The following is a 14147-nucleotide window of genomic DNA, read 5'->3' on the forward strand; positions in this document are numbered from 1 at the left end:
CTAAAAATATTGTTTCGCGAATATAATTTTTCTCTATATTTGTGAAAACAATACTTTTACAATGACCAAATCTTTAGAAGAAGTCCACGAATCGGTTTCTACAGAAAATAAAAAAAAGGGTTTTAGAAAAATTTTAGCCTTCTTAGGCCCCGCTTATCTTGTAAGTGTCGGCTACATGGATCCAGGAAACTGGGCGACTGATATTGCCGGCGGAAGCCAATTCGGATACACTTTGGTCTGGGTTTTATTGATGAGTAATTTAATGGCTTTGCTTTTGCAGAGTTTAAGCGCTCGCCTCGGAATTGTAACACAGCGCGATCTTGCGCAAGCCTCTCGAGAAACCTATTCTAAATACATCAACTACATTCTATATTTCCTTGCCGAAATTGCCATTGCGGCCTGCGATCTTGCCGAAGTTCTCGGAATGGCAATAGGGATTAATCTGCTTTTCGGAATTCCGCTAATCGAAGCGGTTCTAATTACCGTCTTAGACACCTTTTTACTGCTTTTCCTGATCAATAAAGGAATTAGCAAGATGGAAGCCTTCATTATTGCTTTGGTAGCCATAATTGGGTTCTCTTTCATTTTCGAAATGATTTTTGCAGAACCCGAAGTTCATAAGATTTTTGCAGGACTTATTCCTTCAATTCCAAATTCTGCTGCTTTGTATATCGCTATCGGAATTATTGGAGCAACTGTAATGCCTCACAATTTGTATTTGCATTCGTCTTTAGTGCAAACCAGAAAATTTGATAGAACGCCAGCAGGAATCAAACAAGCTTTAAAATACAATTTAATCGATTCTACGATTGCCTTAAATCTGGCTTTCTTTGTAAATGCGGCCATTTTAATTCTTGCCGCCGCGACTTTCCATAAAAACGGAATGTTTGAAGTTGCCGAAATTCAAGATGCACATCAATTTCTTGAACCGCTTTTAGGAACTAAATGGGCACCGATTTTATTTGCCGTAGCCTTAATTGCTGCGGGACAAAGCTCAACAGTAACAGGAACACTTGCCGGACAAATTGTAATGGAAGGTTATCTTCATTTCAGAATTCAGCCTTGGGTTCGTAGAATTATAACACGTTTGATCGCTATTATTCCTGCCGTAATCGTGATTTTAATTTATGGCGAAAGCGTAACAGGGAAGCTTTTAATTCTAAGTCAGGTCATTTTGAGTTTACAGCTCGGTTTTGCCATAATTCCGCTGATTCATTTTGTGAGTGATAAATCTAAAATGAAAGGTTTTCATATTTCCAGAACCACTCAGATTGTTTCCTGGATCATTGCGTCTATTATTGTTTCTTTGAATGCCAAATTGGTTTACGACGAAATCACTTCATGGTTAGCAAATTCAGATAATCCAATGGTTCTTTGGTTCACAGTTGTTCCGCTTGCTTTCGGGTTCTTGGCTTTATTGTTATACATCGTTTTTAAACCATTTATTGCCAAATTCAAATCAAAAGCTATAAATCATTCGCCTCACAATCTTAAATTGAAGTTTTCGCCAAGAGAAAGCAAGAGTATTAAAAACATTGCTGTTTCTGTCGATTTCTCAAATGCTGACCAAGCTGCTTTGAACAAAGCCTTTGAATTGGGTGGCATTGATACCGAATATACGCTCATTCACATTGTAGAAACAGTCGGAGCCTTAATGTACGGAGTTAATATACAAGATTATGAAACCACAATAGATGAAAAGTTATTGCTGAAATACAAAGACATGCTTTCAGAAAAAGGGTTCAAGATCAAAACAGAACTTGGTTTTGGAAAACCGACCAAAGTAATTTCGAAAATTATAAACGAAGGAAATTTTGATATTCTCGTTATGGGAACCCACGGCCACACTGGCCTAAAAGATATTCTTTTCGGTACAACGGTAGATAAATTGAGACATAAAATTTCAATACCTTTGTTGATTGTTAAATAAAAGGTGCTGAGGTACTGAGTTGCTAAGGTTATAAGGTTTCTCTCGAAAACTTTAAAACAAAACCTTAGAACCTCAGCCCCTTAGAACCTTAGAACCTCAAAAGAAATGACCTTTTCAGAAGAAAACTACCTTAAATCGATTTATCATCTGACTGCTGCATCAGAAACAGAAGTTAGCACGAATGCCATTGCCGAAATTATGGAAACGAAAGCTTCCTCTGTAACCGATATGCTTAAAAAGCTGGCAGAGAAAGATTTAGTGAATTATAAAAAATACCAAGGGGTTTCGTTAACCGAAAACGGAAAATTGGCAGCTAAAATGATTGTTAGAAAACATCGTCTTTGGGAAGTATTTCTGGTTGAAAAACTAAATTTCAGTTGGGATGAGGTTCATGATATTGCAGAACAATTGGAACATATCAAATCGGAGCAACTGATTAATCGTTTGGATGATTTTCTAGGAAATCCTACTGAAGATCCGCACGGTGATCCAATTCCAGATGCAAATGGCCGCATTATCAAAATAGAAAAACAGCTTTTATCTGAATTGGAAGAAAATCAAACTGGTGTTTGTGTTGGTGTAAAAGATACTTCGTCAGAGTTTTTGAAATATCTCGATAAACAAGGAATTGCTTTGGGTTCTAAAATTGAATTCCTTTCTAAAGAATCTTTCGATTTGTCGGTTAAAATTAAAGTGAATGATAGAGAATTATCGATTTCGAATAAAATTGCTTCTAATTTGTTTGTGAAGCTGGTTTAGAGGTTATTTCGCAGAGATACGCTAAGAAGTTTCACAGAGATACACTAAGGACTCTGAACAAGATTTTTTTGTCAGGCTGAGCGAAGTCGAAGCCCCGCAAAGTGATTCCGCAAACTTAGGCTTCGGCTTCGCTCAGCCTGACAAATAAGTTCTATAGTGGCCATAGCCACTTAAATTACTCTTTAAACAATCCCCTTTTCAATCATTTCCAGCATAACTGGCGAAGCATTTTTAAAAGTCGGCGCTTGCTCAATAATGCTTCCTGCATTCTTTTTATTCACTTTGAAAGTAACATCGTCATCGGTTGTGAATAAAAGTGCGGTTAAAAAAGGATTTTTAATATGAGTACCTAAAATCAATAAGGCTTCATCTAAAGTATGAATACTTTCAATTTCCTCTGTTTTATATCTAAAAGTCAGCGAAATTGAGAATGTATTATCTTCATTGAGAACCAATCTAAAATACACATTTTTAAGTTCGGTATCGCCCATGGTTTTGGCCAAAGTCAGTTTTGCGAAAGTTCCGCTTTGGATACTTTCTTTAACTCGTTCACAAAAAAGGGCAAATATTGGTTCGTACATTTTTTTAAAAGTTTCTAAGGTTCTGAGATGCTGAGGTTCTAAGTTTTTTTTAAAACCTTTGTCGATATTTAACCGCAAAGGTCGCTAAGATTTACGCAATCCCGATAGCTATCGGGAGCTAAGTTTTTAAATTTTCTTGCGTGCTTTGCGTAGTCCCTTGCGAACTTTGCGGTTAAGAATAACTTATTTTCCTGTAAATTCAGCTTTACGTTTTTCTAAGAAAGCCGTTGTTCCTTCTTTAAAGTCTTGTGTTCCGAAGCATTTTCCGAATGATTTTATTTCAACATCAAAACCATTTTTACCATCTTCAAAATTAGCATTAATCGCTTTTATTGCTTTTCCGATAGCGAAAGGAGCATTTTTGATGATTTTCTGCGCGATCACATTTGTAAATGATAGCAATTCTTCCTGAGGCACAACATGGTTTACCAAACCGTATTCTTTTCCTTGTTCAGCAGTAATCATCGCTGCGGTCATAATCAATTCCATTGCGCGGCCTTTTCCAATTAATTGCGGTAAACGCTGTGTTCCTCCGTATCCTGGAATCAAACCAAGAGTAACTTCTGGAAGTCCCATTTTTGCATTATCAGAAGCAATTCTAAAATGACAAGCCATTGCCAATTCTAGTCCTCCTCCAAGAGCGAAACCATTTACGGCTGCAATTACAGGTTTTTTAAGATTTTCAATAAAATCAAATAAAGACTCCTGTCCTTCAGCAGCTAATTGCGCGCCTTCAACAGTGGTATAATTTGCAAATTCCGAAATATCTGCTCCAGCTACAAAAGCTTTTTCTCCGCTTCCGGTTAAAACAATAACACGAGCATCATCATTTTTAGCCAATGATTGAATAGCATTACTCAAATCACTAATTGTTGCTTTGTTTAAGGCATTCAATTTCGTTGGTCTGTTAATCGTAATTGTAGCAACTTTTTCTTCAATTGAAACTAAGATATTTTCGTAATTCATGACACTAGATTTTATGAGTTGGTGATAGGGAGAGAAACTGTAAACGTAGTTCCTTTTCCGTAAGTTGATTCAAAGGTAATTGTTCCTTTGTAATTTTCGATAATGTTTTTGATAATTCCGAGTCCAAGTCCCATACCACTGGTTTTGGTAGTAAATTTTGGTTCGAAAATTCTTCCGATATCTTGTTTTTGTATTCCGATTCCGTTGTCTTTTACAGCAATTTCAACATTATTATCCTGCCTTTTTACAGTAACCACAATCGATTTATGAAACTGGCTTTCTGGAATAGCCTGAGTCGCATTTTTAACCAAATTGGTAATCACACGAATCAATTGCGTACGATCCATTTTGGAAATGATTTCTTCTTCTTCTTTTTCAAAAGAGATATAATCTTCGTTGAAAATATCTAAAGCCAATTCTACAACCTCAACCACATTTAAGGTTTCGTTTTGCTGAGCCGGCATCGAAGCAAAGTTCGAAAATGCCGAAGCCACAGCCGTCATGGTATCTATTTGCTGAATTAAAGTTTCGGAGTAATCATTCATTTTCTGCTTCACATCTGGGGCAGAAGGATCAAATTTTCTCTGGAAACTTTGAACCGTCAAACGCATCGGCGTAAGCGGATTCTTGATTTCGTGCGCAACTTGTTTTGCCATTTCGCGCCAAGCTTCTTCACGTTCGCTTTGCGCAAGTTTGATCGCACTTTTTTCTAGTTTGTCCACCATTCCATTATACGCTGTAATCAAGAAATTGACTTCTTTGCTGTTGGCTTCTAAAACAATTTTTTCGTTTTTCTGGTCTAAATTAGTTTCTTCTAATCTTTCAGAAATCGTTTTTAGTGATTTTGTAATGTACGTTGAAAGAAAATAAGCCAATGCAAAAGCCACAATCAGCATAAATGAATATACCTGGCTTAAACGAATCAAGAAAGTATTCAACTCGTTATCGTAATAACCATCGTCTTCCAGATAAGGAAGATTTAAAATTCCGAGCGGTTTGAATTTTTCGTCTTTAATTAAACTATATGAAGATCTGTTCTTAACTCCATCAATAGTTTTGATATCCACGAATCGTTTTTCAATAGAAGAACGAACCAGTTTAAGGATATATTCTGGAATTGGCGGAGCAATTTTATCAACCGCAAAAGACTCTTTGGAGGATTTAAGCAGTTTTCCATCCAAACTGTAGATATTGATTTCGATTTTATGAATCTGCGCTAACTCATGAATTTTATCTTTAAAAATTAAATCTAAATTCTGAGTTTTTAGCGGATACGTTGTAGTCGCGAGAACGTAATTGATATGTTCTTTTACCGCATTTTCTTTTCGTTCTAAACGTTCTTGATGATATTCTTTGGCCTCAGTTTTAAACTGAATAATCGAAATCGAAGCCAATAAAAAAGATGCCACCACAATCAATACAATCATCGACAGGAAAATCCTGGTACGAAGCGATAGCATTGACATTTTGAAGTTTAGCATTTTGTTTAGTATTCAGTCTCAGTCTCAGTCTCAGTCTCAGAAAAACTGAAAACTGTGACTGCGACTGAAAACTATTTTCTTTCTCTTATTCTTTTATAAAACCTGAATCCAAGCATAATTAAAACTGAGAATAAAATAATTCCGATTACGCCGAAAATCCAGTTGATGGCACTTTTTAAAACTACTAAAAAGACAACAGCAAATAGAATAATGGTTGCGCCTTCATTCCACAAACGCATAAAATTATTGGAATATTTTACCTCGTCATTTTGCAATTGCTTAAAAATCTGATGACATTTTCCGTGATATAAATATAATAGGAAAACAAAACATAATTTTACGTGCATCCACGGCATTTTGATCCAAACGCTTCCTGCAGCTGTAAAAAACAGCATCCAAAAAGCAAAAATACTCGCCAAAACTGCCGATGGCCATGTAATTATGTACCACAAACGGTAGGCCATAATTTTGTATTGTGCCTGCAGAATTTCTTTTTCTGGCGAAGGTTTTTCATTGGCTTCAATTTGATACACAAACAAACGCACAATATAAAACAAACCCGCAAACCATGTGATCACGAATATAAGATGCAGTGATTTTAGATAATTATAATATTCCATTTATTTTTTGAATGTGGATTTTTTAAAAAGATCAATCATATCTTTGCCATAATTTTCATCTTCATACACTATTGAAGCTATAAATATTTTGTCTGCAAATCCTCTCGAAAAAATTACTACTGTAGCAACAGTCTTACCGTCTTCAGCAACTTCGATTTTAGCTTTTCTAAATTGCAGACCAGAAATATTTTCACTACTTACTGAATAATCTCCCATTTTACCCTTTGGGTAAACTTTTCCAATGTCTCTTAAAAAAAGAAAATCTTTTAATCTCATCTTTAGATCAGCTCCACGAACATCTCCAGCAGGATAGTTTTCGTAATTTGCAGAAAAGTAATTTGCTTCATCTCTTTTAAAAGCTACAATAGAGTTTTCTCTTTTAACCAAAGCGGTATCTCCTTTTACTTCTCCCTCTTCCTTTTGGATTACTTTTTCATAATCATCAGGAATTGCAATTTCCCAGTTGAATGTTTTATCAAAAAAACGATTATTCTCAAAAGTGTTTTTCTTTTTGCACCCAATTATTGTTACTAAAGCAAAAAGTAAAATCGAAAAATATTTTAATTTATTCATTTATAAAAATTGAAATTATTTAGCCCAATTATTAATCCAACTTGCAACTGTTTCGCACCATTCATCATCATCATTCAAACAAGGAATTGCCAAAAACTCTTCTCCTCCATTTGCTTCAAAATCTTCTTTGGCACGCATTGCGATTTCCTCTAAAGTCTCTAAACAATCGGTAACGAAAGCGGGAGTTACAACCGCAATTTTCTTAATTCCTCTTGCTGGCATATTATCGATTTCGACATCTGTATAAGGTTCCAGCCATTTATCGCCCGCCAATCTGGATTGGAAAGTTACGCAATATTTGTCTTTTGGAATTCCCAATTGTTCCACTACTAAACGCGTTGTTTCGTAACAATGCGTTCTGTAGCAGAATTCGGCTTCTGGAGTTCCTACTTCACAACACATTTCATTGGTTACGAATTTTTTATGTGATTTTGTTTTATCGGTTTTACGAACGTGACGCTCTGGAATTCCGTGATACGAAAACACCAATTGGTCATAATCGAAATCACGCAAATGTTTTTTGATTGAATCTGCCACGTTTTTAATATAATCCGGTTTATTGAAAAATGCCGGAACATCTGAGAATTTCATGTGAGGGAATTTCTTCTTGCGGATTTCTTCTGCCAAAACTAAAATCGTCAAAGTAGAAGCCATCGCATATTGAGGATATAAAGGAAAAAGTAAAACCTCAGTAACACCTTGATCGCTCAATTCCTGTAACCCTTTTTCTATTGTCATAGATCCGTAACGCATGGCAAGCGCAACTGGAATATTTGATAAAGGCTGTACTTTTTTGTGCATTCTTTCAGAAAGAACGATTAGCGGAGAACCTTCTTCCCACCAGATTTTCGCATAAGCGTGTGCAGATTCTTCGGGTCTTTTTCTTAGAATAATTCCGCGAACTAATAATGCCCTCAATAAATAAGGAACATCGATCACGTATTTATCCATTAAAAATTCATCTAAATAAGGTTTTACATCTTTTGGAGTTGGACTATCTGGAGATCCTAAGTTTATTAATAGTGCGCCTTTCATTATGTATTTTTTGCTTTAAGCTTTTTATTTGTTTTTAAAAATTTCGACAAAAGTAGAACTTGCAACTTTTTCGAAATATGATAATTATTACTTTTTAATTATGTTCTTATTTATAAAATTGATTCCTATTTAAGAACTCATTTTAAATTATTAACTTCTATACTCATTTTTTCTTCCCAGCCTTTTCCATTTCGCTTCTCAAGATAAACATCGGTTATTTTTCGATATTCATTTGCGGCAGCATCTAATTCTTTATCACCAACAATGCATCCGAGATTCTTAATGTATAATCCATATTTTTGATAGATAGCCGTTTTTCTGTTATTCCTTGATAATTCTAATGAATCTCTTGGCGGAAGTGGCAAACCAAAACCAAATGTCTTTACGCTATCGGCTTCAATATCATGAAATGCCATATTTCTATATTCAGTAACAAGCGGACTTTCTTCAGATTTACAACTCAAAAAAACAATTAAAATTGAGAAAACAACTTTCTTCATTTATTAAACATTCGCATTAATAGACATCAAATATTTTTTTGGTGTTGTTCCGAATTTCTTCTTGAATGCGGCTATAAAATGGCTTCCCGTGCTGTAGCCAATCTTCAATCCTACTTCGTTTACATTATAAGAACCGCTGTCTAAAAGTTTTCTGGCGAAATCCATTTTATAATCGAAAAGAAAACCGTAAACCGTATCGCCATAAATCTGTTTGAAACCCATTTTGAGTTTTTTCAAATTCAAACCAATTTCATCTGCCAATTCTTGCAATCCTGGCGGTTCGGCCATATTGGCGATGATAATTTCTTTAGCTTTTCGGATTTTTAAAACATTGTCTTCATCAATCAAAAACGGACATTGTTCTGCATTTGGGTCTTCGGTTCTGTTGAAATACAAACTCAACAATTCGTATCCTTTTCCTTTATAATAAAGGTTTTTTATAGATGGATGAAGATTATAATGAAACAACTGACTCAAAACAATTGCCATTGATGGACTGATATTTCCTTCGTTATAATACTTTTTATCCTTATTGTCAGGACTTAGAAAAGTAATATAATCGGCTTCGGCAGAAAATAACGCATGAAATTTCTTGATCGACACAATTACTGAAATCGCCCACGAGTTTGGAGCCAACTCTAAATTTAGCGGCAATTCTTTCTGTGGATTGTATAAAAGCAACGATTTCTCTTCTTTCAATTCTAAGGCGTAATTGCCCTGATTGAATAAAAATTTTGCGTTTCCTTTTATCCCGAAGTGAAACTGTATCAGGCCAGTACCTATTATTTCGTGCTGTGCGTAGAAAGGTTCTGAACCATCATTTTGAAAACGAATCAGCGTAAAGTCGTCTTCAATTTTTATAACTTCTTGAGAACTCATAGCGATATTTTTTTGAAACGAAAATCAAAACAAACTCAAAATGTTATTTAGAACGACTCTAAACTAATCACTTCAAACGAGTTGATTTTGCTACAAAAGTAGTCCTTTTTACTCAAAAACACCTATTTAGGTTCAAAAAAACATACAGCGACATAAAAAGTACTTTTAGCGTTATTTTTATCGATGGTATAGTAATAATTTTGTTGCACTTTTATGAAAGTGAATTTATGGAAAACAATAACGTACCGAAACACCTATATTTTTACTCAGTTGGTCTGAGTTATAAAAAAGCTGATGCTGAGGTTAGAGGTCAATTTAGTTTGGATGCAGTTGCGAAAACTCGCCTGCTAGAACAAGCTAAAAACGATGGAATAGAAAGTTTACTAGTTACTTCAACTTGCAACAGAACTGAAATCTACGGTTTTGCTGAACATCCATTTCAATTAATAAAACTTATTTGCGATAATAGTAACGGATCTGTTGATGCTTTTCAAAAAGTGGGTTTCGTTTACAAAAATCAAGAAGCAATCAATCACTTATTTCGTGTAGGAACTGGTTTAGACAGTCAGATTTTAGGTGATTTTGAAATTATATCTCAAATTAAAACCAGTTTCATTCACTCAAAATCTTTAGGTTTAGCGAATGCTTTTATGGAAAGATTGGTGAATGCAGTTATTCAGGCGAGCAAAAGAATTAAAAACGAGACAGAAATCAGTTCTGGTGCTACTTCAGTTTCTTTTGCTTCGGTACAATATATTTTGAAGAATGTTGAAGATATCAGCAACAAAAATATTTTACTTTTTGGAACTGGTAAAATCGGAAGAAACACATGCGAGAATTTAGTAAAACATACTAAAAACGAGCATATCACTTTAATCAACCGTACTAAAGATAAAGCAGAGAAATTAGCTGGAAAACTAAATCTGATTGTTAAAGATTATTCTGAATTGCATTTAGAGCTTCAAAAAGCCGATGTTGTAGTTGTTGCAACAGGCGCTCAAAACCCAACGGTTGACAAAGCGATTTTAAATCTTAAAAAACCTTTGTTGATTCTTGATTTATCGATTCCTAAAAACGTTCATGAAAATGTAGAGGAATTAGAAGGTGTAACTTTAATCCACATGGATTATTTGTCTCAATTGACAGATGAAACTCTAGAAAACAGAAAATTACACATTCCGGCTGCAGAAGCGATCATCGAAGAAATCAAAGAAGAATTTGTTACTTGGATGAAAGGAAGAAAATTTGCTCCGACAATTAATGCTTTAAAAGAAAAATTAAACGCTATTAAAGCTTCTGAATTGGATTTTCAAAGCAAAAAAATCGCCGATTTTAATGAAGAGCAAGCTGAAATCATCAGTAACCGAATCATTCAAAAAATCACTACACATTTTGCAAATCATTTAAAAGACGACGATACCATGGTTGACGAAAGCATCGAATGGATCGAAAAAGTCTTCAAAATAAAAGCATCTTAGTTTTTAATTTAAACCATTAAGATATTAAGGAAATTAAGACCAATCTTTGTCAAGAGAATTAAGCCAAGCTATAACACGAGCTTAATAATCTTAAATTCTACACAAAAAGCTTAATTCTCTTAATGCCCTTAATGGTAAAAAATAAAAAAGTTCTATGACAAAAAAAGAGGTTACACAATTGGCTTATGAAATTACAGGTTTTGCTATAAAAGTGCACAAAGCTTTGGCACCTGGACTTTTAGAAAGTATCTATGAGAAGTGCCTCAAATATGAATTAGAACGAAACGGATATGATGTGAAACAACAATTATCTGTTAAAATTGATTATTACGATCTTGAATTTGAATCTGATTTAAGAATAGATTTACTTGTAAATGATTGTGTCGTTGTTGAATTAAAAGCAATAGAAAATTTATTACCAATTCACGAAGCCCAATTATTAACATACATGAAGTTATTACAAAGACCTCAAGGTTTACTAATAAATTTCAACACAACAAATATCACAAAATCAATGAAACCCCTTGTGAATGATCATTTTGCAAGATTAATAGATTAAATTTAAACCATTAAGATATTAAGAAAGTTAAGCTTAATTTTCTTGACAAAGCTTGGACTTAATTCTCTTAATGCACTTAATGGTAAAAAACAAAACATGGCTGAAAAAACAATCAGAATTGGAACACGCGATAGCGAATTAGCACTTTGGCAAGCACATACTGTAGAGAAAAAACTAAACGACTTAGGTTATAAAACCTCGATTGTTGCGGTTAAATCTCAAGGTGATATTATTCTAGACAAACCTCTTTACGAATTAGGAATCACAGGAATCTTCACCAAAACGTTAGACATTGCTATGATCAATGGAGATTGTGACATTGCTGTGCATTCTATGAAAGATGTTCCAACGGCTTTACCAAAAGGAATTGTTCAAGCTGCTGTTCTACCAAGAGCCAATGTTTTGGATATTTTAGTTCATAAAGGAAATCCTGATTTTACAAATCCAAGTACTATTGCGACCGGAAGTTTGCGTCGTCAGGCACAATGGTTCAATAAATACCCAAATCATACTGTAGTGGATTTACGTGGAAACGTAAATACGCGTATGCAAAAACTACAAGATAATAATTGGGACGGAGCTGTTTTCGCGGCGGCTGGTTTGGAAAGAATTAATCTGAAACCAGAAAATTTCATCAACTTAGATTGGATGATTCCAGCGCCGGCTCAAGGAGCAATGCTTGTTGTGGCAATGGAAAATGACAATTATACTTTGGATGCACTTTCTCAGTTAAATGATATTGAAACTGAAATTTGTACTTATATAGAGCGTCAGTTTTTAAGAACACTTGAAGGCGGATGTACGGCACCAATTGGAGCTTTAGTAACTTATAACGAAGACGAAGACACACTTCATTTTCAGGGTGTTTTACTTTCTATTGACGGAAAACAAAAACTGGAAATCAACAAAACGGTTGATATTTCTGAATGGAAAAAACTAGGTTTCAACTCTGCACAAGAGATTTTGAATAATGGTGGAACGGAATTAATGCAGAAAATTAAAGAATCCCTAAAAAAATAATGGCAAATCCAGTCCAGATATTATCGACAAAAATATTATCTCCTCTTCATAAACAAGAGTTAATGAAATATGGCGTTGAATTAATCGAAGCCGATTTTATTAAAACCGAAAACAAATCTTTCGAATTAAAAGACCTCAACGAAAGTCTAATTTTTACAAGTCAGAATGCCGTTCACAGTGTTTTATCAGATCCAAAATCAGAAGAGCTAAAAAAGAAAAACGTATACTGCGTTGGACTTAAAACCAAAACGCTTTTAAGCGATAATGGCTTTAATGTAGTGGCTTACACAGGTTACGCTGCAGATTTGGCTGAAATTATCACTTTGATTTACGGAAATGAGAGTTATACTTTTTTCAGCGGAAATTTAAGAAGAGACACTTTGCCAGAAGCTTTAAAAGAAGCTGGAATAAAGTTCAATGAAATTCAGGTTTACGAAACTACACTTCAGCCTCAGAAAATAAAAGCAAATCCTGAAGCGATTTTGTTTTTTAGTCCGTCTGGAGTTAAAAGTTATCTGAAACATAATACCATAAACAAACAAATCTGTTTCTGCATTGGCGATACGACTGCAGAAGCTTTAACAAAAATCACAAAAAACATCATCATCGCAGATCAGCCCACAATTGAAGATGTGATTGAAGATGTAATTCACGAATATAAATAACAACAACAAACCCGACAGGTTTTAAAAACCTGTCGGGTTTAAATATAGAAACTCATGTTAAAAAACGACCTATTTTTAAGAGCATTAAAAGGAGAAACAGTTCAGCGTCCGCCAGTATGGATGATGCGTCAGGCAGGAAGATATTTACCAGAATTTAGAGAACTTCGTGATAAATATGATTTCTTTACGCGTTGCGAAACTCCAGAATTAGCTGCTGAAATTACAGTTCAGCCAATTCGCCGAATCGCTCCAGATGCCGCAATTTTGTTCTCAGATATTTTGGTAGTGCCTCGTGCAATGGGAATTCATGTAGAATTGAAAGACAATTTGGGTCCGATTATTCCAAATCCTATTCGTTCTTTGGCAGATGTTCACAAAGTTTATGTTCCAGATGTAAATGAAACTTTAGGTTATGTTTTTGATGCTGTGAAATTGACTAAAGAAATGCTGAACGACGAAGTGCCATTAATTGGTTTCGCAGGTTCACCTTGGACAATTTTCTGTTATGCTGTTGAAGGAAAAGGTTCTAAAAGTTTTGATACTGCAAAAGGATTCTGTTTCTCAAACCCAGCTGCAGCACATACTTTATTACAAAAAATCACCGATACAACTATTTTATACTTAAAAGAAAAAGTAAAATCTGGCGTAAATGCCGTTCAGATTTTTGATTCTTGGGGAGGAATGCTTTCTCCTGTTGACTATCAAGAATTTTCATGGAAATACATCAACCAGATTGTTGACGCTTTAGCGGATATTACTCCGGTTATCGTTTTTGGAAAAGGATGTTGGTTTGCTCTTGGCGAAATGGGTAAAAGTAAAGCTTCTGCATTAGGAGTTGACTGGACTTGTTCGGCTAGAAATGCTCGTTATCTGTCTGGTGGAAATATCACTTTACAAGGAAACTTTGATCCGTCAAGATTACTTTCTCCAATTCCGACTATAAAGAAAATGGTTCACGAAATGATCGATGAATTCGGAAAAGACAAATATATCGTAAATTTAGGTCACGGAATTTTACCAAATATCCCTGTAGATCACGCAAAAGCGTTTATTGACGCTGTGAAGGAATACGGGAATTAGTATTTAGTTTTCAGTCGCGGT

Annotated in this window: 15 protein-coding genes; 7 read left to right on the top strand and 8 right to left on the bottom strand. The window is 34.8% G+C overall.

Annotated features, from left to right (window positions below):
* Nucleotides 1-61 precede the first annotated feature (61 nt).
* Nucleotides 62-1930, top strand: a complete 1869-nt coding sequence (locus DM397_RS11625) for an Nramp family divalent metal transporter (protein WP_111377696.1) — start codon at nt 62-64, stop codon at nt 1928-1930.
* Between the two features lie 105 nt (nt 1931-2035).
* Entirely contained in the window at nt 2036-2689 is a 654-nt protein-coding gene (locus DM397_RS11630) for a metal-dependent transcriptional regulator (protein WP_111368214.1), read from the top strand.
* A 182-nt stretch (nt 2690-2871) separates the two neighbouring features.
* Here DM397_RS11630 and DM397_RS11635 read toward each other — a convergent pair whose 3' ends face one another.
* From DM397_RS11635 to DM397_RS11670, 8 genes are all read right to left on the bottom strand, one after another.
* Nucleotides 2872-3270, bottom strand: coding sequence for a hypothetical protein (locus tag DM397_RS11635; RefSeq protein ID WP_111377756.1), 399 nt, complete (start codon nt 3268-3270; stop codon nt 2872-2874).
* Between the two features lie 183 nt (nt 3271-3453).
* Nucleotides 3454-4236: an enoyl-CoA hydratase/isomerase family protein gene (locus DM397_RS11640; protein ID WP_111377697.1), complete on the bottom strand. Its 783-nt coding sequence runs from the start codon at nt 4234-4236 to the stop codon at nt 3454-3456.
* A gap of 11 nt (nt 4237-4247) precedes the next feature.
* Nucleotides 4248-5663 carry a sensor histidine kinase gene (locus DM397_RS11645; RefSeq protein ID WP_111377698.1) on the bottom strand — a complete coding sequence of 472 codons (1416 nt, stop codon included), beginning with the start codon at nt 5661-5663 and terminating at the stop codon, nt 4248-4250.
* 125 nt (nt 5664-5788) lie between these two features.
* Nucleotides 5789-6337 (bottom strand): CopD family protein, encoded by a 549-nt coding sequence (locus tag DM397_RS11650; protein WP_111377699.1) that lies wholly within the window; start codon nt 6335-6337, stop codon nt 5789-5791.
* Entirely contained in the window at nt 6338-6910 is a 573-nt protein-coding gene (locus tag DM397_RS11655; protein WP_111377700.1) for a hypothetical protein, read from the bottom strand. It abuts the gene before it with no gap.
* Between the two features lie 15 nt (nt 6911-6925).
* Nucleotides 6926-7945: a ferrochelatase gene (gene hemH / locus DM397_RS11660; protein ID WP_111377701.1), complete on the bottom strand. Its 1020-nt coding sequence runs from the start codon at nt 7943-7945 to the stop codon at nt 6926-6928.
* A 137-nt stretch (nt 7946-8082) separates the two neighbouring features.
* A complete protein-coding gene (locus DM397_RS11665; protein WP_111377702.1) occupies nt 8083-8445 on the bottom strand; it encodes an FEKKY domain-containing protein in 363 nt (120 codons plus the stop codon).
* Between the two features lie 3 nt (nt 8446-8448).
* Nucleotides 8449-9324 (bottom strand): helix-turn-helix domain-containing protein, encoded by an 876-nt coding sequence (locus tag DM397_RS11670; RefSeq protein WP_111377703.1) that lies wholly within the window; start codon nt 9322-9324, stop codon nt 8449-8451.
* 227 nt (nt 9325-9551) lie between these two features.
* On the opposite strand from DM397_RS11670, the gene hemA reads away from it, so the two are divergent.
* The 5 genes from hemA to hemE all read left to right on the top strand — a co-directional run bounded on the left by hemA (nt 9552) and on the right by hemE (nt 14126).
* Nucleotides 9552-10802, top strand: a complete 1251-nt coding sequence (gene hemA, locus DM397_RS11675; RefSeq protein WP_111377704.1) for a glutamyl-tRNA reductase — start codon at nt 9552-9554, stop codon at nt 10800-10802.
* Nucleotides 10803-10956: 154 nt separating this feature from the next.
* Entirely contained in the window at nt 10957-11361 is a 405-nt protein-coding gene (locus DM397_RS11680; RefSeq protein WP_111377705.1) for a GxxExxY protein, read from the top strand.
* Nucleotides 11362-11457: 96 nt separating this feature from the next.
* Nucleotides 11458-12381, top strand: a complete 924-nt coding sequence (hemC, locus tag DM397_RS11685) for a hydroxymethylbilane synthase (RefSeq protein ID WP_111377706.1) — start codon at nt 11458-11460, stop codon at nt 12379-12381.
* Entirely contained in the window at nt 12381-13046 is a 666-nt protein-coding gene (locus tag DM397_RS11690; protein ID WP_111377707.1) for a uroporphyrinogen-III synthase, read from the top strand. The genes hemC and DM397_RS11690 overlap by 1 nt, the downstream gene beginning before the upstream one ends.
* 54 nt (nt 13047-13100) lie before the next feature.
* Nucleotides 13101-14126: a uroporphyrinogen decarboxylase gene (gene hemE, locus DM397_RS11695; protein WP_111377708.1), complete on the top strand. Its 1026-nt coding sequence runs from the start codon at nt 13101-13103 to the stop codon at nt 14124-14126.
* Nucleotides 14127-14147 lie beyond the last annotated feature (21 nt).

Source organism: Flavobacterium nitrogenifigens (assembly GCF_003254565.1).
Lineage (GTDB): Bacteria > Bacteroidota > Bacteroidia > Flavobacteriales > Flavobacteriaceae > Flavobacterium > Flavobacterium nitrogenifigens.

What these genes read in the sequence shown, in the direction of transcription:
- DM397_RS11655 (WP_111377700.1), bottom strand. Translation starts at nt 6,910, where the DNA reads ATGAATAAATTAAAATATTTTTCGATTTTACTTTTTGCTTTAGTAACA.
- hemC (WP_111377706.1), top strand. Translation starts at nt 11,458, where the DNA reads ATGGCTGAAAAAACAATCAGAATTGGAACACGCGATAGCGAATTAGCA.
- DM397_RS11630 (WP_111368214.1), top strand. Translation starts at nt 2,036, where the DNA reads ATGACCTTTTCAGAAGAAAACTACCTTAAATCGATTTATCATCTGACT.
- DM397_RS11690 (WP_111377707.1), top strand. Translation starts at nt 12,381, where the DNA reads ATGGCAAATCCAGTCCAGATATTATCGACAAAAATATTATCTCCTCTT.
- hemH (WP_111377701.1), bottom strand. Translation starts at nt 7,945, where the DNA reads ATGAAAGGCGCACTATTAATAAACTTAGGATCTCCAGATAGTCCAACT.
- DM397_RS11650 (WP_111377699.1), bottom strand. Translation starts at nt 6,337, where the DNA reads ATGGAATATTATAATTATCTAAAATCACTGCATCTTATATTCGTGATC.
- DM397_RS11680 (WP_111377705.1), top strand. Translation starts at nt 10,957, where the DNA reads ATGACAAAAAAAGAGGTTACACAATTGGCTTATGAAATTACAGGTTTT.
- DM397_RS11670 (WP_111377703.1), bottom strand. Translation starts at nt 9,324, where the DNA reads ATGAGTTCTCAAGAAGTTATAAAAATTGAAGACGACTTTACGCTGATT.
- DM397_RS11635 (WP_111377756.1), bottom strand. Translation starts at nt 3,270, where the DNA reads ATGTACGAACCAATATTTGCCCTTTTTTGTGAACGAGTTAAAGAAAGT.
- hemA (WP_111377704.1), top strand. Translation starts at nt 9,552, where the DNA reads ATGGAAAACAATAACGTACCGAAACACCTATATTTTTACTCAGTTGGT.
- hemE (WP_111377708.1), top strand. Translation starts at nt 13,101, where the DNA reads ATGTTAAAAAACGACCTATTTTTAAGAGCATTAAAAGGAGAAACAGTT.
- DM397_RS11625 (WP_111377696.1), top strand. Translation starts at nt 62, where the DNA reads ATGACCAAATCTTTAGAAGAAGTCCACGAATCGGTTTCTACAGAAAAT.
- DM397_RS11645 (WP_111377698.1), bottom strand. Translation starts at nt 5,663, where the DNA reads ATGATTGTATTGATTGTGGTGGCATCTTTTTTATTGGCTTCGATTTCG.
- DM397_RS11640 (WP_111377697.1), bottom strand. Translation starts at nt 4,236, where the DNA reads ATGAATTACGAAAATATCTTAGTTTCAATTGAAGAAAAAGTTGCTACA.
- DM397_RS11665 (WP_111377702.1), bottom strand. Translation starts at nt 8,445, where the DNA reads ATGAAGAAAGTTGTTTTCTCAATTTTAATTGTTTTTTTGAGTTGTAAA.